The organism is Halalkalibacillus sediminis, assembly GCF_002844535.1.
In the GTDB taxonomy this organism is placed as follows: domain Bacteria; phylum Bacillota; class Bacilli; order Bacillales; family Alkalibacillaceae; genus Halalkalibacillus_A; species Halalkalibacillus_A sediminis.
The window spans coordinates 198988-221546 of sequence record NZ_PJNH01000002.1 but is presented as its reverse complement, the minus strand read 5'-3'; the positions used below and the strand labels follow the sequence as shown (position 1 = coordinate 221546).

The 22559-nt window shown below is 43.5% G+C and carries 22 protein-coding genes; 6 read left to right on the top strand and 16 right to left on the bottom strand.

Translation table 11 applies throughout. The features are described 5' to 3' along the window. From CEY16_RS07395 to CEY16_RS07355, 9 genes are all read right to left on the bottom strand, one after another. Positions 1-393 (bottom strand): ATP synthase subunit I, encoded by a 393-nt coding sequence (locus CEY16_RS07395; protein ID WP_101331356.1) that lies wholly within the window; start codon positions 391-393, stop codon positions 1-3. Positions 394-406: 13 nt separating this feature from the next. Continuing rightward, on the bottom strand, positions 407-646 hold the full coding sequence (locus CEY16_RS07390; RefSeq protein ID WP_101331355.1) for an AtpZ/AtpI family protein: 240 nt from the start codon (positions 644-646) through the stop codon (positions 407-409). A 269-nt stretch (positions 647-915) separates the two neighbouring features. After that, positions 916-3024, bottom strand: a complete 2109-nt coding sequence (locus CEY16_RS07385) for a S8 family serine peptidase (RefSeq protein ID WP_101331354.1) — start codon at positions 3022-3024, stop codon at positions 916-918. A 358-nt stretch (positions 3025-3382) separates the two neighbouring features. Continuing rightward, on the bottom strand, positions 3383-4522 hold the full coding sequence (wecB, locus tag CEY16_RS07380; RefSeq protein ID WP_101331353.1) for a non-hydrolyzing UDP-N-acetylglucosamine 2-epimerase: 1140 nt from the start codon (positions 4520-4522) through the stop codon (positions 3383-3385). Between the two features lie 19 nt (positions 4523-4541). Continuing rightward, positions 4542-5171, bottom strand: a complete 630-nt coding sequence (gene upp, locus CEY16_RS07375; protein ID WP_101331352.1) for a uracil phosphoribosyltransferase — start codon at positions 5169-5171, stop codon at positions 4542-4544. Between the two features lie 161 nt (positions 5172-5332). Further along, on the bottom strand, positions 5333-6580 hold the full coding sequence (locus tag CEY16_RS07370) for a serine hydroxymethyltransferase (RefSeq protein ID WP_101331351.1): 1248 nt from the start codon (positions 6578-6580) through the stop codon (positions 5333-5335). A gap of 51 nt (positions 6581-6631) precedes the next feature. Further along, a complete protein-coding gene (locus CEY16_RS07365) occupies positions 6632-7177 on the bottom strand; it encodes a TIGR01440 family protein (protein ID WP_202908615.1) in 546 nt (181 codons plus the stop codon). A 78-nt stretch (positions 7178-7255) separates the two neighbouring features. Beyond that, positions 7256-7696, bottom strand: coding sequence for a ribose 5-phosphate isomerase B (gene rpiB, locus CEY16_RS07360; RefSeq protein WP_101331349.1), 441 nt, complete (start codon positions 7694-7696; stop codon positions 7256-7258). A 44-nt stretch (positions 7697-7740) separates the two neighbouring features. Then, positions 7741-8181: a low molecular weight protein arginine phosphatase gene (locus CEY16_RS07355; RefSeq protein ID WP_101331348.1), complete on the bottom strand. Its 441-nt coding sequence runs from the start codon at positions 8179-8181 to the stop codon at positions 7741-7743. A 170-nt stretch (positions 8182-8351) separates the two neighbouring features. Between CEY16_RS07355 and CEY16_RS07350 the strand changes: the two genes are divergently transcribed. The 5 genes from CEY16_RS07350 (at position 8352) to CEY16_RS07330 (ending at position 15650) form a co-directional block, all read left to right on the top strand. Next, complete coding sequence (locus CEY16_RS07350; protein WP_101331347.1) at positions 8352-10187, top strand: GAF domain-containing sensor histidine kinase; 1836 nt, start codon at positions 8352-8354, stop codon at positions 10185-10187. Further along, positions 10184-10837, top strand: coding sequence for a response regulator (locus CEY16_RS07345; RefSeq protein WP_101331346.1), 654 nt, complete (start codon positions 10184-10186; stop codon positions 10835-10837). Before CEY16_RS07350 ends, CEY16_RS07345 begins: the two co-directional genes overlap by 4 nt. A 164-nt stretch (positions 10838-11001) precedes the next feature. Beyond that, positions 11002-12414 carry a S8 family serine peptidase gene (locus tag CEY16_RS07340; protein WP_101331345.1) on the top strand — a complete coding sequence of 471 codons (1413 nt, stop codon included), beginning with the start codon at positions 11002-11004 and terminating at the stop codon, positions 12412-12414. A 23-nt stretch (positions 12415-12437) separates the two neighbouring features. Further along, a complete protein-coding gene (locus CEY16_RS07335; RefSeq protein WP_101331344.1) occupies positions 12438-14909 on the top strand; it encodes a S8 family peptidase in 2472 nt (823 codons plus the stop codon). Between the two features lie 195 nt (positions 14910-15104). Continuing rightward, positions 15105-15650, top strand: coding sequence for a manganese efflux pump MntP (locus tag CEY16_RS07330; RefSeq protein WP_101331343.1), 546 nt, complete (start codon positions 15105-15107; stop codon positions 15648-15650). A gap of 414 nt (positions 15651-16064) precedes the next feature. On the opposite strand, the gene CEY16_RS07320 is transcribed toward CEY16_RS07330, so the two are convergent. The 3 genes from CEY16_RS07320 to spoIIR form a co-directional block, all read right to left on the bottom strand. Beyond that, on the bottom strand, positions 16065-17096 hold the full coding sequence (locus CEY16_RS07320) for an L-threonylcarbamoyladenylate synthase (protein ID WP_101331341.1): 1032 nt from the start codon (positions 17094-17096) through the stop codon (positions 16065-16067). 89 nt (positions 17097-17185) lie between these two features. Beyond that, positions 17186-17587, bottom strand: coding sequence for a GNAT family N-acetyltransferase (locus tag CEY16_RS07315; RefSeq protein WP_101331340.1), 402 nt, complete (start codon positions 17585-17587; stop codon positions 17186-17188). A gap of 161 nt (positions 17588-17748) precedes the next feature. Continuing rightward, positions 17749-18327, bottom strand: coding sequence for a stage II sporulation protein R (spoIIR, locus tag CEY16_RS07310; RefSeq protein WP_101331339.1), 579 nt, complete (start codon positions 18325-18327; stop codon positions 17749-17751). A gap of 113 nt (positions 18328-18440) precedes the next feature. On the opposite strand from spoIIR, the gene CEY16_RS07305 reads away from it, so the two are divergent. Beyond that, positions 18441-18989 (top strand): GNAT family N-acetyltransferase, encoded by a 549-nt coding sequence (locus CEY16_RS07305; RefSeq protein ID WP_101331338.1) that lies wholly within the window; start codon positions 18441-18443, stop codon positions 18987-18989. A 226-nt stretch (positions 18990-19215) separates the two neighbouring features. Here the strand turns inward: CEY16_RS07305 and prmC are convergent, their stop codons facing one another. The 4 genes from prmC to CEY16_RS07285 all read right to left on the bottom strand — a co-directional run bounded on the left by prmC (position 19216) and on the right by CEY16_RS07285 (position 22483). Further along, positions 19216-20055, bottom strand: coding sequence for a peptide chain release factor N(5)-glutamine methyltransferase (gene prmC, locus CEY16_RS07300; protein ID WP_238378793.1), 840 nt, complete (start codon positions 20053-20055; stop codon positions 19216-19218). Between the two features lie 16 nt (positions 20056-20071). Then, positions 20072-21142, bottom strand: a complete 1071-nt coding sequence (prfA, locus tag CEY16_RS07295) for a peptide chain release factor 1 (RefSeq protein WP_101331336.1) — start codon at positions 21140-21142, stop codon at positions 20072-20074. Between the two features lie 263 nt (positions 21143-21405). Continuing rightward, positions 21406-22026 (bottom strand): thymidine kinase, encoded by a 621-nt coding sequence (locus CEY16_RS07290; RefSeq protein WP_101331770.1) that lies wholly within the window; start codon positions 22024-22026, stop codon positions 21406-21408. 211 nt (positions 22027-22237) lie between these two features. After that, a complete protein-coding gene (locus CEY16_RS07285) occupies positions 22238-22483 on the bottom strand; it encodes a type B 50S ribosomal protein L31 (RefSeq protein ID WP_101331335.1) in 246 nt (81 codons plus the stop codon). Between the last annotated feature and the right edge of the window lie 76 nt (positions 22484-22559).

The window sequence follows — 22559 nt, the reverse complement described above, 5'->3', positions numbered from 1 at the left end:
TCATTCACCTCTCTTCCTAGCGTTGAATTCTAATTGGTGAAAAATATAATCTATAATAATGACAACATAAGATGTCATTAATCCAATTACCACCGCAATAATATCAAAATACTCTGGGAACCTCAGTGTAATCACTGTGGCTAGAGCGGCATTTGCAAGTCTGACAACCATCCCAAGCGTTTGTTTCTTCTCTTCATGATTAGCAGCAACTTGTCCAATACTATCAACTTTGCGGTGCAAAATGATCAGACTGAACAAACTGAACGTGCCTCCTAGTATCAAACTAGCAAACACTACCTGATAATCTGTGAATCCCCATCCCACGACATAAATCGCGAGAATGTAAAGCATCCATTTCCTTTGGCGATTGACCATATATGTATATTGCTGCATCTTGTGACTTCCTCTAATCGGCAAAATATTTTTGAACGATACGGATCGTACCATACACACCAGCGGCCAAGCCAAGTAGTAAACCAATAATCATGAATAGTGGGGGTGTCTGAAGAAAATCATCTATCCAACGTCCGAGGAAAATCCCTACGATTACGGACCCCGATAGATAGCTTAAGATTGTCGTTGTAATTGCCATACCTCGAAGTGGATTATTATTCAGTGGGACCACTCCAATCCAGTATTCAGACATTGTAGATTCTCGCTTGTTGGAAAATCGCGAGAATAGACATCATTTGCGGACTGACATGCGGTTGGAAAATTAGCTTATATGCCCAACCCACACGAAATTAGCATACAATAGGGTATACCCAAAGTCAATTGATTTCAGGTATAATTTGAAACAACTTTGTGACAAATGTCACAAAGTACTCCAATGTTGAAAATTGTAGATTTTTTATGATGCACCATGTTCTATGATAAGAACTTTTTTGGAAAATGTAAACGTTTTCGAATGAATTTTTACAGGTAAATTTCGAAAGTTTCGGTGAACGTTTCCTCCCCTTGTCTTGTGGTGACGATTACCTGAAATTTTCCCGATGGAAGTTCCTGCGACTCGAATGTTTTATTAAACACTCCTGCTTCAAGATCTTCTGTTTGCAAGATTGTCGTTTGGTCACTTAAGTCTTGGGAAAAAAGAGTGACCTCAAGTGAATCCGCCGCTTCTGCTAGGTAAATCGATAATTCTTTTTGCTGGTGAAAGGGGTTTTCTTCGAAAGTTAATCCGGTCACTCTAGGATAGTCGGCTGTTTGATGGACAAACAGATATGGAAGATTCCTTTTTTCATGATCTATTTCTAAAGTTATGAAACCTTCTTGGACACCAGGTGGGAGCATGGTTCTGTGTGCTCTGATTTTCAGCGGAAAGGTTTCTTCGGTTTGGGGTGGGATGTGAGTTGATAATGGTAAGTCCCACTGGAGCCCTTTCAATCTTTTCGGAATGTTCCATTTGATAGGTAATGTTTCACCGGAATGGTTTTTGATGGTAATCTCGTGTTGATGTTCGGTCGAATCTTCGATGATGTCCCATTGAATAACAGAATCTTCAATCGTATATTTGGCTTCGAGCGCAGACTCCGCGTCGACGTGTCCACTCCCCTGTTCAGAAGGATTGATTTTTTGAAGCATGTCACTCGATGATTGTAGACGATTTTTCAATTGTTCGGGACTCTCGTCTGGGTACTGTTCTTTTAATAATGCAACGACACCGGTGATGTAAGGTGCGGCCATACTTGTCCCTTGTAAGGAAGCATAACCACCTGGCACAGTGCTTAAGATGTCGACACCAGGTGCGATGATATCCGGCTTAATATCCCAGTTCGATGCTACTGGACCTCTTGAACTGAACGGCGCCATTTGTTCATTGATTGTTTCATAAGTTGTCGCTAGCCATTCGTCTGATTGGGTGATTTGGTCAGCTTCTTCTTTCGTGACATAAGCGACCGGGACAGATACATCTACCCACTCCCACTGATTAGGATCATCACCTTCATTAGATGTAAAAATAATGGCGGTCGCACCTTTTGAAATAGCTTGACTGACCAGTTCGATGTAAGGGCGTTCATCTTTTTCAATGAGAACGATACGGTCCTGGATCGTTTGCCCAAGGTTGCGGGGATCGCTAACTGTGGTGACTGGATATTTTTTCGATAAAGTCCAAGGTTTAGTCAATGGAAGCGAACGTATTGGAATTTCTTTATCTTCTATTTGTAGAACCGGGATTTCAGCTTCTGATTGAGCAGCGCCGACTGATATCGCACGGTCGGCTGTGGCTGGCGAGCCGACGGTCCACGAGTCGGGCCCACTATTTCCATTCGCAACGACGACGGTCACCCCGAGTTCGACAGCCTTGTTGACTGCCAGGGTCATTGGTTCATCCGGACTGTTGATCGACGTTCCTAGTGAGAGGTTGAGGATGTCCATCCCGTCTTTGACTGAGCGCTCGATTGCCGCCATGACCTGTGCAGAGCTCCCAGAACCACCTGGACCAAGTGCACGATAGGCATAGATTTCCGCTCCAGGCGCAACACCTTGGATGTCGTCGTCATTGGCAGCGATGATCCCTGCCACGTGCGTCCCGTGCATAGTTGGCGCTCCCTGTTCAGGAGTCGTCTCCATAGGATCATCATCATGATCGACCAGATCGAAACCACCTTTATAATTGTCGCTGAGGGCAGGATGCGTGTGGTCGATGCCCGTGTCAATTACGCCTATTTTCACTCCCTCGCCTGTCGTTTCGACGTTTGGTGGCCGATGCGAGATCGGTAGCTCATGATCGTGCTGATTATTTTTTTGCTGTGCGGGGGTTGAGTATATTTGTGTCTGATGGATTGACTGTGTGAAACTCTCCTGATGCAACTTCTCAATATGACGCTCATCACCGGACACCGCAACCGCCTGCATGATTGTGTCATAGACATACTCCACTTCGAGTAACGGATGATATTTTTCTATTTGCTGCTTCACTTCTGTCGGGTCCTCACTTACTTCAATGATATACGTCTCTTCCGATGCCGATGTCATTATAGGAAAGAAAAACGTTAGTAGAAAAATTGTAATAGCCACTCTCACTCAAACCCACTCCTTCTAAAGGTAGTTTGGGTTAAGTGATGAGAAATTATTTATATTTTAATCCACCACGTCGGGAGTTAAACCCGCCACTTCACGGGTCGAATCCGCCACGTCATGAGGTGAATCCTCCACGTCGAGAGTTAAACCCGCCACGTCGCCCGTTGAATCCTCCATGTCACGGTTTTAATCCGCCACGTCGGAAAAACATCCCTCTATAAACACCGAATAATGAGAAAAACTTGGCTTATCGCCAGTCCTAATGGCGAAAGCCTTTGTTTTTCACATACTTTAATCCTTTAACGGTTAAACATTCTTAAAGTACGAAAAAATCCGCCTCAAGAGCGGATTTTCACATCTTTTATTTAAATTCATCTGGGCGTTGATCGGTTTCTTTGAAGAAATAGCGGATGGTATCAGCGATGCGGCGTGATGCTTGACCGTCTCCATAAGGGTTGGATGCGTGGGCCATCTTAGCGTGCTCGGCATCATCTGATAATAGTAAGTCTGCCATTTCGAAAATATTTTCTTCATCAGTTCCAGCTAATTTCAATGTTCCTGCATCGATTCCTTCTGGACGTTCAGTCGTGTCACGTAACACTAAGACAGGTACGCCCAAAGAAGGTGCTTCTTCCTGGACCCCGCCTGAATCAGTCAAAATCAAGTGTGCATTAGACGCGAAATTGTGGAAATCGATTACTTCTAATGGATCGATTAATTGAATGCGATCATGATCGCCTAACCACTTCTGAGCGGTCTCTTGCACTACAGGGTTCAGGTGAACTGGATATACAATTTCAACGTCTTCATGTTTTTCAGCTAATCGGCGAATGGCGCGGAACATCTGATCCATGTTTTCACCGAGGTTTTCACGGCGGTGTGCGGTCATTAACACAAGGCGTTTACCTTCTGCTTTGCGCAAGACTTCATTCTGATAGTCTTCCGAAACGGTCGTATTCAGGGCGTCAATCGCTGTATTACCTGTAACAAAAATTGTATCTTCTGATTTATTTTCATCTAAAAGATTTTGTTGCGCTTGATTCGTTGGTGCAAAGTGCAAGTCTGCAATGATCCCGGTTGCCTGTCGATTGATTTCTTCAGGGAACGGAGAATATTTATTCCACGTACGTAATCCAGCTTCGACATGGCCAACAGGTATTTCGTTATAGAATGCAGCCAAGCTAGCAGCAAATGTCGTCGTTGTATCACCATGAACTAGAACCATATCAGGCTTGACTTCTTTGATCAGTTCATCCAGACCTTCTAAAGCACGAGTTGTGATTTGCGCGAGTGACTGTTTCTTTTTCATAATGTTCAAGTCATAGTCAGGTTCGATATCAAAAATCGAAAGCACTTGATCCAGCATTTCTCGGTGTTGGGCTGTTACAGTAACGATTGGTTCAAACTGCTCTGAACGTTTTTGTAACTCTAATACGAGTGGAGCCATCTTGATTGCTTCAGGTCTCGTCCCGAAGATCGTCATTACTTTTAATTTACTCATTTAGAGAACACCTCTTTATTTATTTCGTTCCAAACAATCGGTCGCCGGCATCGCCTAGACCTGGGATGATGTAGCCTTTTTCGTTTAACTTCTCGTCCAATCCTGCGACGTAGATGTCAACATCAGGGTGCGCTTCTTGTACAGCTTCGACCCCTTCTGGAGCTGCAATAAGGCACATAAGGCGGATTTGGTTCGCGCCGCGTTTTTTCAAGGAGTTAATCGCTTCGATTGCTGATCCTCCAGTCGCGAGCATCGGGTCCGTCACGATCAGTTCACGTTCACTAATATCTGATGGTAATTTGATGTAGTATTCCACTGGTTTCAGCGTTTCTGGGTCACGGTAAAGTCCGACGTGTCCGATTTTTGCAGCGGGCACTAAGTCAACGATTCCGTCTACCATTCCTAGACCTGCACGTAAAATAGGGATGATACCTAATTTTTTACCAGCAAGGACATTAGATTTAGCCGTTGCTACTGGTGTTTCAACTTCGACTTCTTCAAGTGGAAGCTCACGAGTGATTTCAAACATCATTAACGCGGAAACTTCATCGACAAGTTCACGGAAGGCTTTCGTTCCAGTGTTTTTATCTCGGATGAATGTCAGTTTATGTTGAATTAGCGGGTGATCGAATACGTATACTTTGCTCATGCAAATCTCTCCTTTTTAACGATATTCACGTTCTCTTTTTTCACATCTCTTGAATTGTAGCGAAACTTGTCAGCTATTTCAATGGAAAATATATTGCGATTCGATTAAATTCGAGCATAAAAAAGCAGCAAGATCTCTCCTGCTACTTTTCTTCATTCATATTATTCGTACATTGGAAAGCGGTCAGTCAACGTTTGAACGCGTGCTTTCGCTTCTTCCATCTTCGCTTCGTCTTCATGATTTTTCAACGTGAAAGCAATGATAGAGGCAATTTCATCCATTTCTTTATCGCCGAATCCACGAGTCGTCACAGCGGCCGTACCGATACGGATTCCACTAGTTACGAACGGGCTTTCAGGGTCGAATGGAATCGTGTTTTTATTCGTTGTTACACCAATATCATCCAATGCTTTTTCAGCGACTTTACCTGTAAGCTCTAAAGGACGTAAATCCAATAGCAATAGGTGGTTATCCGTTCCACCAGATACTAGGCGAACGCCTTCTTTTACAAGTGATTCACCTAGGCGCTTAGCGTTGTCGATGATTTTTTGAGAATAATCTTTAAAAGATGGATCTAACGCTTCTTGGAAAGCTACGCCTTTTGCAGCGATCACGTGCATCAACGGGCCACCTTGCATACCAGGGAAGACATTCGAATTGATTTTCTTCGCGAATTCCTCTTTACATAAGATCATTCCACCACGCGGCCCACGTAACGTTTTATGAGTTGTCGTCGTTACAAAATGAGCATGTGGCACTGGGCTTGGGTGGTGACCTGTAGCTACTAGTCCAGCGATATGAGCCATATCCACTAAAAGATAAGCATCTACCATATCCGCGATTTCTCTGAAACGTTTGAAGTCGATCGAACGAGGATACGCTGAAGCACCCGCTACGATCAGCTTCGGCTGAACTTCTTTCGCCTTCGCTTCTAACGCTTCATAATCGATTTGTTCTGTATTTTCGTCTACACCGTAATCTACGACGTTATAAAGCTTACCACTGAAGTTTACAGGGCTACCGTGAGTCAAGTGTCCACCGTGGTTCAAGTTCATACCGAGAATCGTGTCGCCAGGCTTTAATGCCGCGAAATAAACAGCCATGTTCGCCTGCGCACCTGAATGGGGCTGCACGTTCACGTGCTCTGCTCCAAATAATTTCTTCGCACGGTCTCGCGCTAGGTTTTCTGCGATATCAACGTATTCGCAACCACCATAGTAACGACGGCCAGGGTAACCTTCCGCGTATTTATTCGTTAATACGGATCCTGCCGCTTCCATCACCGCTTCTGAAACAAAATTCTCGGATGCGATCAGTTCGATTTTGTCATTCTGGCGATTTTTTTCCTTATTGATCACTTCTAGCATTTCTGGGTCGATTTTGTGGAGCTGGTTTTTCAAATGAGTCATGAAGTGTTGCCTCCTTTATGGTATGTAGACCTCCCAGGAATGGGAGGGTATTTATTTTTCATACAATGCGCGTTCGCCACCAATCAATTTCGGTCGAGTATACGCATAAGTGACGTGAGCTTGTCCGAGTGACTTGATCCCTAGTCGCAACGGCACCGCTACATGCTTCAGATGCATGCCGATGAGGGTGTCACCGATATCCATTCCGTAATCCGCTTCAACGAACTCAACCAATACTGCGTGATCTAACGAACGAAAAGCATGAGCAGCCATTGACCCACCTGCTTTTGCGTGAGGAATCGCGCTTACAATTGTCCATCCTCTCGCTAAGGCGACGGAACGCTCAACAACGACCGATCGGTTCAAGTGCTCGCAGCACTGGAATGCCAGTACCACCCCGGTCTCATGCTGAAACGCTTTCAATTCTTCGAACAGCATCTCGGCAATTTCGCCGCTTCCTGCCGATCCTATATGCTCCCCAGCAATTTCACTTGTGGAGCACCCGATAAGAAAGACATTTCCCGCTTGGATCGAAGAATGATTCTTCCACTCAGCTAAAATTTTCTGCATGTCTTGACGCAATTGTTCAAGGTCCATGTGAATCCCTCCTTTTTGAGGAATCGTTCATCTTTATTGTAACAAAAAAATAGGAGCGGAACGATTAAGGTTCCGAGATTATTTATCTTCGTAGGCTGTAATCTTATTCACACGGTTCTCGTGACGTCCACCTTCGAATTCTGATTCTAAGAATGTCTTAGCTAGCTCACGAGCTAGTCCTGAACCGATGACGCGTTCACCTAAAGCTAACATGTTCGCATTGTTATGCTGACGGCACATTTTCGCACTGAACACATCATGCGCCAAGGCACAACGAACGCCTTTGACCTTATTCGCAGAAATCGAAATTCCGATTCCTGTGCCACACACGACGATACCTCGTTCAAATTCTCCATTTGCAACACGTTCAGCTGCTGGGATCGCGTAGTCCGGATAATCCACTGAACCTTCGCAGTTACATCCCATATCTTCAAATTCGATATTCATTTCTTCCAATAGCGACGCAATTTCTTTTCGGATATTCACGCCACCGTGGTCGGACGCTAAAATTACTTTCATTACTGAAAACCTCCTATTATTTTTTTCTTCGGAAATCGTTCCAATTATTTGTCTTTCGGAAATCGATCGACGCATTTAGTGATGTCATTTAATGTTTTCACGTAAGTCTCATTCGTCAAACCTATCGGATCATCGATATCAAGACTAGAGTCCTCGGACGACCCGCGCACATATTCTTTTAACGTATAAACTTTTTCTTTGAACGAATCATAATCCATCTCCAGTGTCAGCTTGTGATGGGCCGTCATGGTAAGGACGACATCCGCCCACTCCATCAGTTCTTCGGTCACCGGTTGTGAAGCGTGATCGCAGCTGATCCCTTGCACTTGGAGCGCTTCCACCGCTTTAGGATTCGCTTCTTGACCATGCCCGGCGAATATTCCAGCCGATTGAACCTCAAGGTCAGGCCGTTTATGCTTCATTACCGCCTCCGCCATCGGACTACGGCACGTATTACCTGTACATACGAATAGCACACGCTTCATAAGCGATTCCTCCTATCAATTGAAATATACCATAATGTACGTTCTTCGAAAAGTAATGGAAAGGGTAACCTCTCAGCACTCTAGTTCCACATTTTTTCAAGGGTATTTTACCCTGATAAAATGTAAATTGTGTTAAAATAAAAGAACTTTCAGAATAATGAGGGATTTATGTGGAGAAGTCTTTAAAAACAAATACGCAACGTGAGCAACTCGCCAAACAATACATGCTTTTCATCACGATTGCAGGGTGGGTCATTCTTGTTTTTCACCTTTTCAATTTAGATGAGCCACAAGCATCGATTTACATACTTTTATTGTTCGCATTATTTATAGGCATTACTGAGTACTATCCCATACCTGTATGGAATGGGTTCACAACGGTTAACTTTCCGATTGTTTATGTTCTCTATCTAGCTTACGACATTCACTATGCAATCACAATCTATGCACTTATCGTACCCATTATATATTTCTTGCAACGGCGACCTATAAGATCCATTTTTTTCAATCCGGCTCAATTAGTGATCAGTTTTTATTTGGCCTATTTAGTCACTACCCATCTAGTACTCCCTTCTATTCAATTGACTGATCACCCCATTGTAATTGGGTCATTAATTTACACCTGTTTTTTAATCATCTTTTATTCTATCAATAACCTTCTGGTTGATATCGTACTTGTCATTCGGCCTCAACCTTATCCTTTAGAGACTTGGAAGAAGAAAATTATGACTGAATTAAACAGTGCATTATTTTCTTTCATTTACGGAGTGCTTTTATATGTCATTTCCACTGAAGACAGAGGGCAAATCGATATGTTTTCATACTTCTTTTTCTTTGCACCTCTTATCGCCTTGTCCTTTATCGGTTCAAGTTTCGTACGAATAAAAGCAGAGCGCAACCGCTTGAAGAGACTTTTTCATCTAACGCGGGACTTGAATACATATATTTTAAAAGAGGATGGGCTTTCGGAATTCATTATCAGGTTCAAACAATACATGTTTTATGATCAAGCGGTTCTAATTTTGAAAGAGAACGACGAATGGATCATGGTCCATCGCGACGAAGCACACACGAATAACTCAAATAAATCCATCTCCCTAAATCCAGAATTATTCTTAGATCCACTCATATATAAGAATCGGAAGGATCAGAATGGTGGTCCTCTATCCTATTTGTTTTCTGACGAGATGCAAACATTCATTTATAACCCAATCAAAATGGAAGATGAATTATTAGGGTTAATTGTGGTTGCAAAGATGAGGAATAATAGTTTCGTAGAAAACGAGCAGAACATTCTAGCGACAGTATCCAATCAACTAGCTGCTGTACTAATTACTCGAAGGCTGATTCAAGAAAAAGAGGAGCACAGTTTGTTAGAAGAACGGAATAGAATTGCGCGAAATATTCACGATGGTATTGCACAAAATTTAGCGGCAGCAGTGCTTCAGCTTGAAACAGCGTTGAAGAAGCATGATAACCAAAAAGCAAGTCGTCAGCTGATCAACCAATGTATAACCAACCTTAGAGAAAGTCTCTTCGAGGTTAGAAACTCTATTTACACTTTAAGACCGCCGACCGAGCATCAAACAGGCTTGATCCCTGCTATTCATAAACGTATTGAGGAATTCACCAATCAAGACAACAATACAATCAATTTCCGTATTAAAGGCAAACCATATGCGCTAAGTACTATGCTGGAACGAGTGATATTCGATACCTTTCAAGAAAGTGTCCAGAACAGTTTAAAACACAGTGGGGCTGATCATATCCATGTGTTGTTGGATTACAAAGATGACCATACCCTTCTTAAAGTAAAAGATGACGGCAGAGGATTCTCATTATTCCACGCGATGATCAAAGCTGAGAGAGAGGGTCATTTTGGGATTATGCAGTTGAATGAACGTGCAGAAAAAATTAATGGATCCTTACAAATCAATAGTAAAGAAGGAAAGGGAACTGAAATCATTTTATCTGTGCCACGAATAGAAACGGAGGGTTCTAAATGATCCATGTTTATTTAGTCGATGACCATGCGGTATTGAGGGATGGTTTGAAAAATGTATTGGAAGCAGAAGCGACGATTCGAGTTGTAGGTGAATCCTCTGCCGAAGAAAACCTAATCGACCGACTTAAGGAAACCAAACCGGACATAGTGATTCTTGATATTAATATGCCTGAGCGTAATGGAATCGAAGTCCTTAAAGAAATAAAAGAAGTCCTCCCATCTGTTAAAGTTATGATTCTGACAATGTTTAGTCAGGAGGATTATTTCTATCAAGCAATTGAACTGGGGGCAGAAGGCTACTTATTAAAGGACGCACCAACGTCCAGAGTCATTGAAGCAATTCTCGTGATCAACCGTGGAGAATCGTATATCCACTCTATAATGACAAAAAAACTAATCGATCTGCACCAACAGAAGAAGAAATCACCTAATAAATCGGAAGAACTATCTGAAAGGGAAAAGGAAGTCCTCCAGCTGCTCGTAGAAGGCCTATCCAATAAGGAAATTGCCAATAAACTTTTCATATCGGATAAAACGGTCAAGATTCATGTGAGTAAAATTTATAAAAAGCTGAAAGTGAAAAGCAGGTCTCAAGTCATTATTTATGCCGTACAACATAAGCTCGTCTCACTCCCTCCCAGTATAGAATAATAATCTTCCCCACCGCCAAATAAGGCGGTTTTTTTATGTTTTTACCCACTAATACTAAAGTAGTATTCGAAATAACCTTTTGTAGTAAAAAGATTAAACCAACGCATAATTGGTTAAAGTTTTCCGAATATATATAATATTCACAAAAGGGAGGTTAGAAACAAATGAAAAAGTTCTTGTTTTTAACTTTAAGTCTTCTTATCACTTTAGGAGTAGGCTTGAAGTTCACCGTTCAAAGTCAGGCAACGGATCTAAATGAAAGCAAGATTGATGAAAACTTACTTGGAATACTCGATGAGACAGATCGTCCAGTAGAGGTAATCATCGCTTTCAATGAATCCGAGCAAGAAAAGCGGATGTCCTTACTTGAAAACCTTTCAATTGAGACAGCTGTTGTATTCAATGAATTGCCGATGGCGGGAGCCCTTGTTACAAAGCAACATATAGAGGAACTCTCCCATTTAGATTCTGTAAGGTCGGTATATTTTAATAAGTCTTTAGAGTACGAGAATGATGATTCGACCGATTTGACAGGTGTAAATGAAGTCAGAACGGATAGCGAATTTCAAAAGAGTAATGACGGTTTACCTATTACCGGAAAAGATGTAGGTGTAGTGGTTAATGACAGTGGAGTTGACGGGACTCATGAGGATCATAAATTAGGGAGCAATTTAGTACAGAATGCCGTGGGATCCCTTAACCTTAACTCAACCGTAGGGATTTTCCCAGTTACTTACGTGGAGGATGTACCAAATTCAGATTCCAGCTCCGGTCATGGGACACATGTTTCTGGTACGGTCGGAGGTACTGGTGCAAAGTCAGGTGGTAAATATGAAGGTGTAGCACCTGGTGCGAATCTAGTCGGATATGGCTCTGGGGCAGCAATTGCTATGCTCGATATACTCGGTGGTTTCGATTATGCCTTAACTCACCAAAGAGAATACAATATCCGTGTCATCACGAATTCATGGGGAGATACAGGCGATGCTGGAAACCCGTTTGACCCGGAAGACCCGGTTAATATCGCAACGAAAAAATTATATGACCGTGGAATTTTGACTGTCTTCTCTGCGGGTAACTCTGGGCCCGATGCGGATAGCATTTCAGGGAATTACAAGAAAGCACCATGGGTCGTAACTGTAGCTGCTGGAAAGAAAAATGGTGAACTCACGGATTTCTCTTCAAGAGGTGCGGAAGATGGTGGAGGCACTGAAATGGTCGATGGTGAAGCATGGGAATGGGTCGACCAACCTACAGTGACAGCTCCCGGCGAAAATATTATATCCACACGTGTAATCGGAACGCTTTCTGCATTATCGGCGACAGACGACGCTGAATTCATCTCACCTGCTCATCTACCCTATTACACAACAATGAGTGGTACATCCATGGCAGCACCACATGTTGCAGGTATCGCGGCATTATTATTTGAAGCGGACCCAACCCTATCTCCTTTAGAGGTGAAAGAGATTCTATCTCAAACAGCTACCGAAATGGAAGGCTATGAAACTTGGGAAGTTGGGGCGGGCTATGTGAATGCTTATCAAGCAGTCAAACTCGCTCTAGAAAATAAATAAGAAAATAAGAAAGGGATGATTGAATGAAAAAACATTTTCTGTCCTATACGGTTTTAATTGCATCTATGATTATCGCCCTGTTTATCGTAAGTGGTAATCATGGGGTGAATGCTGGAAATAATGTTCATATTGATCCGAAATTAGAAGAAGCTTTAGAGAAAGATTTGAATGTTTACGAAGTGATCGTTTCCTATCGCCAAACCGATCCTTTATCTGACCAACAAGTCGATGCATTGCATAGCATCGGTATTGAAACAGGATTGGTTATGGATTCTCTTCCGATGGCAGGCGTTTTAGCAACAAAATCTCAAATCGATGAACTTAGTAACCAAGATGATGTACTTTCTATCTATTTAAATGAAGAACTTGAATATTTCAATGAAGAGTCAAACGACATAACGGGAGTAGAAAAATTAAGGACTGATTCTGAATTACAAAAAGAAAATGGCGGGTTCCCATTCACAGGTGAGGGAATTGGCGTAGTAGTGAATGATAGTGGTGTAGATGGTTTGCACAAAGATATCGAATATCCAGACCACCTCGTCCAAAATGTGATGGCATCAACCAATTTGAACGCTTTGGATCCTGAATTGCTTCCAGTCACATATACTGAAGATGTCGCGAATACTGACTCCAACTCTGGTCATGGTACACACGTAGCGGGCACTGTCGGTGGTACAGGAGCTCAGTCAGGTGGAAAATATGAAGGAGTAGCACCAGGAGCTGACCTTATAGGATATGGCTCAGGAGCAGCACTTTTTGTCCTAGATGGAATTGGTGGCTTTGATTATGCAATCGCCAATCAATCACAATATGACATACGCGTCATTACGAACTCTTGGGGCTCCAGCGGCGATTTCGACCCTCACCATCCAATAAACATTGCGAGTAAAGCAGCCTATGATCGTGGCATAACTGTCCTGTTCGCAGCAGGTAACGAAGGCCCAGGAGAGAATACACATAATCCATACGCAAAAGCACCGTGGGTCATCAGTGTGGGTGCAGGAGCTAAGGATGGCACTTTAGCCGACTTTTCCTCTCGTGGAACAAAGGGTGTAGGTGGAGAGTTTGATCTTGATGGCGAAACGTGGAATTGGGTAGATGAACCTACCGTTGTGGCGCCAGGAGTCGATATCATTTCAACTAAAACGGAATCACCACTGAACGCCTTGAGTGCTGAAAAGGATCTTGAAATGATTGACACAGCCCATCTTCCTTATTACACCACAATGAGCGGAACTTCCATGGCCACCCCACATGTAGCGGGAATTACAGCATTATTACTAGAGGCGGATCCTAGTTTGTCGCCTGATGAAATCAAAGCCATACTACAAGAAACAGCTACCAATATGCCGGGTTATGAGAGCTGGGAAGTTGGAGCAGGATACGTAAATGCCTATGCAGCTATAGACTCTGTAGTATTTGGTAAAGAATACGGTAGCACATTAAACATGAATCAAGAATTCAACAGCTCAGTTGATACAACAAATACAAGAGATAAATTTACTGTTGACTATAATCCTTTAACATTTACCTCAGATAACAACCATACTTTTGATGTGGAATCTGGAGTCAGCAGCTTAACTGCCAGAATTGATGGAAAAGGAATTTTAGAGGAGACTGGAAATCCAGTCAATCTGGTTTTAGTCGATCCAGATGGCGAAGAGCATAGTTCAGGGGTTTCTCTTTTATTCCCTCTTTATACGGATCGGGTTGTACAAATTTCAGATCCTATGCCTGGAACTTGGGAATTGAAAGTCGTTGGTTTAAAAGGGGACGAAATCAATCCGATTGGAGTAGGCTTGCCAGAAGAAGTTGAAGGAACTTTATCTTTCAAATCTGTTACAGGTTATTCCGGCTTGGATGATATTGAAGGAAATGAAGCTGAAGAAGCGATCAAAATGGCCGTATCTAATCGTTTAGTAGATGGTTTTCACGATAAAAGATTTCTACCAAACCAGAAATTAAAACGCGAAGATCTAGCACGCTACCTTGTAATGGGAGCTGCTATAAGACAAAACTTAAATTCTGTAGATGAAGTTTCAGATGTTTCAAAAGAACTTACCCCATATGCTTCAGCATTAGTTTCTAAAGGAGCAGCATTGAAAGACAGAGCACAGAAATTTGACGGAGTGATGAAACTGAAAGATGGCGAGTTCAAAGGGAGTGACCATGTCACACGTGCAGAACTTGCTTACTCTCTAGTTCAAGCACTTGGCCTACAAGACAAGGCCGAGGAATTCTCCGGAGAAGTAACCGCATATTATAAAGATGAACGCGTTGAAGTCCTTGATCAGGATCAAATCCCTGAAGCTCTGAAGGGTCATGTTCAACTAGCAATCGATTTAAACATCCTCAATGTGCAATTTGAATCGACTCAAGGTGAATACGACTTAGAGCCGACAATAGTGGCCCACTTCGAACCTGAAAAAGAAGTGACACGTGCGGACTATGCAGTTGGTATAACGCGTCACCACGAAGCTTTCTACCAATAAAATATTTAATCATTATTATAACCCCTTGATAGCCATCAAGGGGGATTTCTTTGTTTATCCTTCCTTTGGGCCATTCACTTTACTAAGTAATTAGTACAAACCTCAAAAAAGCATGCTTGGAAAAGCCATCATTTCTTCTAATTTTCCAATTGCGAGCATAAATTGAAATAGCATGTCCCTAATAGGAGGTCACCCATGTCATTTCAATACGATAGTTTTATACCATTTATCCTTTTAGCTCTGGCGGTCGGAATGGATGCCTTTTCCGTCAGTTTATCAATCGGTTTTATGAAAAAAAATATGCGTCCTCTCGTTTTATTCATCGCACTCGTAGGGGCTTTCCACGTCCTCATGCCTTTCCTCGGAATGACAATCGGCCATATGTTGTCTCACAAACTAGGAGTCATCGCACAAATCGTTGGGGGATGGATGTTAATCATCATCGGCGCGCAGATGATCGTAGCAACCGTTTTAGAGAAAAATATGCTCGACCAAGTTAGATTAGCTGGTCTGATCCTTATAGCATTCACCGTCAGTCTGGATAGTTTCTCAGTTGGGCTCAGCATCGGCATGTTCGGCGTCAATCAATTCGCCATCATCATGATGTTCGGAATCGTCAGTATGATCCTCGCTGGTGCCGGAATTTATTTAGCAAAAAAAGGACGCTTCCTGTTCGGAAAATACTCCGAAGCATTCGGCGGCGCTGTGTTATTAGTGTTGGGGCTACAGATGATTTATTAGATAGGTGCAGTGAACTGAGGTGTCACCGCCTTTTGTTTTCAGAGCCTTAGTTTGGCGATTACTATAGAAATTGAACCAACTCTTTTACAACTAATTTTATGAAAAATAACTATAGGATGAATCCCTACATTCCCGTAAGTTTCAGCATTTGCCCGTGATTCGAGCTCCTTTCCCGTGGCTTTCTGCATCTTAACCGTGAATTCATGCTCCTTTCCAGTGACTTTCGGCATCTTGCCCGTGAATTCATGCTCCTTTCCCGTGGCTTTCAGCATTTGTCCGTGGATACGAGCCCCTCTCCCGTGAGTTTCGGCGTATGCCCGTGACTTTAGAACAGTGCTCGAGCTAGACAATTACCCACCAAGCCTTACTTAAATCAAAAACTCCTGTCGTCGGACAGGAGTTTCCACTTCTGATTTATATAATTTTCGTTGCTGCTCGTTCTAATCGGTTCATCAAGGCTTCTCCGATTCCCTCGCGAGAAAACGATTCTGCAAGAACGACATCTACAGCCATCGTGTCGACTTTTCGAAGAGTGTCATAAAGGTGACCCGTCAAATCGGTCACATTTTCACGGGATCCTAGAATCAATTCAGAGTCTACCCCTAGTTCATCTGCTAGCTCCTGGCTGATCATCAATCCAACCGTCTGGCCTTCCGCTCGCAAATCTTCATATGTCTTTCGCATTTTCTCCACACCGCCTTCGACCAGCCAAACGGGACTGTCCGGGGCGTAATGTTTATATTTCATGCCGGGTGATTTAGGCTTTTCATCTTCTTCGTGAGCGACCTCGACTTCACCTAAAACAGACTCGATATCTTCACGAGTCACACCGCCAGGCCTAAGGATCACCGGGACATCTGAAGTACAATCGATCACGGTCGACTCCAAGCCGACGCCGGTTCTTCCACCATCGACGATTCCATCAATCCGTCCGTTCAAATCGTCATAAACATGATCAGCTGTGGTCGGGCTTGGTTTCCCTGAACGGTTCGCGCTTGGGGCAGCGACCGGAATACGACTTACTTGCAACAGTGCTAAAGCGTGGGAATTATTCGGCATACGAATTCCCACGGTATCGAGCCCAGCTGTCACGTTATCAGCAAATTCTTTTTCCGCTTCTAAGATAATTGTCAGTGGTCCTGGCCAAAATTCATCCATCAACTTTGTCGCATGATCCGGGACTTTTTTTACATAATCACCAATGGTTTGACGATGGCCGATATGAACGATCAGTGGGTTATCCGCCGGTCGTCCCTTCGCTTCAAAGATCTGTGCAACAGCACGTTCATCGGTAGCATCAGCACCTAATCCGTAAACGGTCTCGGTTGGAAAAGCTACCAACTTCCCATTGCGCAACCAGTTCGCCGCTTCTTTTATTTTCGGGTCATGCATCAGGTGCTCGTGCTGATTCACTTGCCACACCTTCGTTTCGCGTGGTTCACTCATAATGTTTCTCCTTTAAGCGTTTTCTTTCATTATGCTTAAAAAAACAGAAACTTTCAACGAAATCGATAGTGTGACGATTCTCGACCGAATTATCTGTTCAATCTTCTCATATACCAATCTACTTCATCCTCCATGTCGACTCCTGGATTTTCCGTTTGTTTGAAACGGTTCATTTCCAGCAAAGGTACAGCCTCTTCGGTTCGCGCATGAACATAAATACTTTCATAGCCTAAGCTTGTAGCTTTCTCTGCGGCCCAATCAAATGCCATCACATATGCCGCAGGCTTGATTCCCTGACACATCATCAGGCGACGCAACCAGCAACCGCCACCTTCAAGTGGATACAACACGAAAAATCCGATCCGTTCTCCTTCGAGTTCTAGAAAATAGCCATATTCATGTTCCCAGGTTTCCTGCTTCCCTACTCGCGTTTGGAAAAACTCCTCAATCACTGCTTCAGATTGTTCTTTTGCCTTTGAAATTTTCACCATTTTCTCTCACCTCTACCTTATTTCTATTAACCTATGAAGTTCAGTAGAAAGATATGAATCATTTCGATAGGAAAATATGAATGCTTTGGCGTTCAATTTCTGCTTCGCTTCGTAAGTTTTATTTTTTAAAAATATGTTGCGCATCTCTTTTCGTGCTTAGGTCAGTCTCCGTTCAGTGCACCGAATATTTTCTTCAACCACTCCCAAAGAAAGAATTTAACTTCGGGTTCTTCATCTTGCTCCTCTTCGTCATGGTCGAGCACCGTCGTTCCGTCTGCGAAGTCTACGAAGCATAATGGAGGAAACAATACGCACCACCAGTTGTCGCCCAGACCGTCGCCAATTTCGATAAGGACTGCCTCATAAGTTCCACCAGGATAAACGAAAGTATCATACACTTTTGAAGGAAACTCGACTGGGCCATAAGAAACCGAGACTGCTTGTTGACCTGCAGTAGCTTGGGCGATCGCTTCTATCTCGCCTAGGCGTGTTTGAATTATTGAGCGAGCATCCTCAATCGATGTCAGCTCTTCGACCCATTCGGTGATCTGTTCATTCACATCGTCACGAACTTGCCTTTTGATCGTTTGATCTTCGTCACTGTTCGAATTGGCTAATATTCGTAATCGGATCGCTTCATCAGGGATGACTTGGTAGTCGTCCTGGGGTTCTGCGACAGTTTCGGTGTAAGCTACTTGAAAAATGATTAATAATAAAATGATGGCAATTGTATATTTCATGTTCTTCGCTCCCTCTCGTAATCTAGTAATCACATGATTGCCAGGGAGGGGATGTTCTATACATAGATTTGTGATATGATAGTTTTTAATTTTCTAAGGTAGGGGGCTGCGCCGTGTTTGAGCATAAAATCGATGAGGATTTGAGTTTGCGTCTGATCGAGTATGGGGATGAAGAAGAAGTGTTTCGACTGATCGACGGGGCGCGTGATTATTTGCGGGAATGGCTCGGGTTTGTGGATATCACGAAGAGTGTCGATGATACGAAGCGTTTTATCGATGCGTGTAAGAAGGGCTACGCTGACAGTAAAAATAAGAATGTCGTCATTTTATTCCGTGGAGAAATTGTGGGCGTCGGTGGGTTCAATGATTTAGATTGGACGAACCGGATTGCTAAGATGGGGTACTGGTTGAGTGAAAAATATCAGGGCCAAGGAATTATCACTCGCGTGGCGCGGGCTTTGACTGATTACGCGTTAGATGAGTTGAAAATGAATAAAGTTGAGATCCGTGCAGCTGAAGGAAATGTGAAGAGTCGTGCTGTGCCGGAGCGACTCGGCTATGTCAAGGAAGGACGCATCCGGGCAGCAGAGAGGTTGTATGACCATTACGTCGATCATATTGTATATGGGATGCTTGCAGAAGAATGGAAAAAAGGGATGTGATCTGGGTCACATCCCTTTTAGTTTTGTGCGAATCTAACAGTTAGATTGGGTTATCTAACACTCAGGCGAGATTATCCAACACTCAGAGGATAATCGCGGACTTACCGCAGCTAACTGCGGACTCACACCGGATAATCGCAGACTCATGAGAGCTAATCACAGACTCGGAGAGATTATTCGCAGACTCGGAGAGATTAATCGCAGACTCAGGCAGTTAAACCCTGACTCACCCGACGTGCCAGACGACAATCCGGTCTTTCCCATTAATATCTTTAACTACGCGCACGTTTGCCTCACGATCAATAGCGCGAATCAAAGCTGGCACACTTTCGCCTTGATCATGTCCAATTTCAAAAACAACTAATTCAGGTCGCTTACCGAGCTGCATGACCTGGCCGATGATCATCTCATAGGCAGCGAGACCATCCGAATCTGCGAACAGCGCTACACCTGGGTCATGCAACACAGTTTCTGACAAACGCACGCGCTCACTTTCAGGGATATAAGGTGGGTTCGAGACTACCACATTAGGCGCCACATCATTAATCATCAACGGTTGTAAAAAATCACCTTGATAAAAATGGACGTCCTCACCTAACAGGTTCGCGTTCTTCCGAGCGACACGTAGAGCATTTTCGGAAAAGTCCGTCGCGTACACTTCGGCCTCCCTCAGTTCAGCCTTCAGCGTCAATGCAATCACACCACTACCTGTGCCTAAATCAGCAATCACTAAATCATCCGTACGATCACGAAGCTGTTCTATCACTTCCACAACTAACTCTTCAGTCTCTGGCCGCGGAATCAGCACGTGTTTATCTACATAAAACTTCCGACCGTAAAATTCCGCTTCATTCGTAAAGTGTTCCAAAGGCTTCCCAGTCGCAGCGTGTTCCTCTACCCAAAGCTGCAGTTGCCGATAGACATCCTCAGAAAGTTCGTCTTGCTGCATCATCAAGAACTCACTCCACTCGACCTGGAGCAGATGCATCAACATCAAGTCCGCCACACGGCTCTCGCGCCCATTTTTTTCTAAAAAAGAAGATGCCCACTTTCGGACATCTATCATTCGTGCATTCATCATTTTATTCGCTGATTTCCTCTAAGCGTTTCGTTTGTTCTTCAAGGAAAAGAGCATCGATGAATTCTTCGAGCTTCCCTTCCATGATCTGGTCGAGTTTGTTGATTGTAAGGCCGATGCGGTGGTCGGTCACACGGTTCTGCGGATAGTTGTACGTGCGGATACGTTCCGAACGGTCGCCCGTACCTACAGCTGACTTACGAGTTTCATCGTACTTCGCTTGCTCTTCCCGCCTGACATTTTCATAAATACGTGCGCGCAACACTTTCATCGCTTTCTCTTTGTTCTTGATCTGGGATTTCTCATCCTGACAAGAGACGACTGTGCCAGTTGGTTCGTGCGTCAAACGGACAGCAGACATCGTCGTATTTACACTCTGTCCCCCAGGTCCACTGGATGCGAATGTATCGACGCGGATATCTTTTTCATGGATATCGACTTCGACCTCTTCCGCTTCAGGAAGTACAGCAACCGTTGCTGTCGACGTATGGATACGCCCGCCAGATTCCGTTTCAGGAACACGTTGTACACGGTGTGCACCATTTTCATATTTCAGGTTCGAGAATGCACCTCTCCCGTTGATCATGAAGATGATTTCCTTATAACCGCCCATATCCGCTTCATGCAGTTCGATTACTTCCGTCTTCCAGCCCTTCATCTCGGCGAAACGGCTGTACAAACGGTAAAGATTCGCTGCGAACAATGCAGCTTCTTCACCACCTGCAGCTCCACGGATTTCCATGATGACGTTTTTATCATCGTTAGGATCTTTCGGAATCAGAAGAAGCTTCAACTCCTTCTCAAGCGGTTCCACTTGTGGTTCAAGTTCCTTCAGTTCCTCCTGAGCCATCTCTTTAACGTCGTCGTCAGATTCCTCATTCAACATCGTCTTCGCATCTTCAATTTGCTGCGTAACATCTTTATACTCGCGGTACTTCTCCACGATCGGCTGTAAGTCCGACTGCTCCTTTGAGTACTCGCGCAATTTATTCGAATCACCAATGACCTCTGGATCCATCAACAGCTCAGTCAGCTTGTTGTAACGATCCTCCAGCCCCTGCAACTTTTCTAACATGTAACGTCCACCTCTTCTTTCATAACATTCCTATTATATTATAGCCTTGAGCTACCGTCAAAGTACACCCAGAAAGTGTAATTTTCCGCCCAAAACCCAAGTTCTTTTTTATGAGAAAAACTTGGCTTATCGCCAAGTCCTAATGGCGAAAGCCTTTGTTTTCACATACTTTAATCCTTTAACAAAGTTAATCTTAAAGTATAAAAATATTGAGCATAAAAAACCTAACCGAGCGGTGACACGCCGGTTAGGATCTTGGGCAATTATTTTGAATAACCCTCAGCCGTTTTATTCTGGGACGTTCTCGGGTGGTTGGGTACCTCATGATGGTGACGGCAACGCGGCTCATAAGATTCCGACGCTCCTACAAGAATAACCGGATCATCATAACTCGCAGGTTTCCCGTCAATCAGACGCTGCGTTCTGCTCGCAGGTGCTCCGCAAATCGGGCAGATCGCATTCAACTTTGTCACGTTTTCACTTAAAGTCATCAAAGCTGGCATTACACCAAATGGCTCCCCGCGGAAGTCTTGGTCCAGCCCAGCAGTAATTACACGGATGCCACGGTCAGCAAGGTTTTGAGCCACTTCAACGACACCTTCATCGAAGAATTGGACTTCATCGATCCCTACTATGTCTACCGTTTCATCAATAAAGTCTTCAATATCCGCTGAAGAATCAACCGGTCTAGCAATAATTGAATTCCCATTATGCGAAACAACTGACTCCCCGTCGTACCTGTCATCGATAGCAGGCTTGAATACTCGAATCGTTTGATTCCCATATGTAGCACGGCGTACACGTCGGATCAACTCTTCGGATTTTCCTGAAAACATACTGCCGCAGATGACCTCGAGCCATCCATTTTGCTTCATCACATACATCATGAATAGAGCACCTCATTTATTGTTTAATTAATCTTTATTGCTTATAAATGTGTTTTTTTTACAATAACCGTCATTATTCAACACTCATTTAAGTATAAAAAAAACTGACCGATCTTGCTATCCACCAAAAGTAAGAAAATAAAAATTATCATCTATTTTTGGTGAAGAGCCGAATAATCGGTCAGCTTCTTTGTTAGCTAGCTCACACTTAGTTCATGTTATATTTCTTCTTGAAGCGATCTACACGGCCACCGACTTTGTCAGCTTTTTGCTTACCAGTGTAGAATGGGTGTGAAGCCGAGCTGATTTCAACGCGAATCAATGGGTACGTGTTACCGTCTTCCCATTCGATTGTTTCTTCTGATTCTAAAGTAGAACCACTCAAGAATTTGAAATCAGAGCTTGTATCTAAAAATACAACTTTACGGTATTCCGGATGAATTTCCTGCTTCATGTTTTACCCTCCTTGCCCTGAATCACTTCGGAAACAGAGTTTTTTCATAAACACCGTCTTTTATGACGGAAGTCGT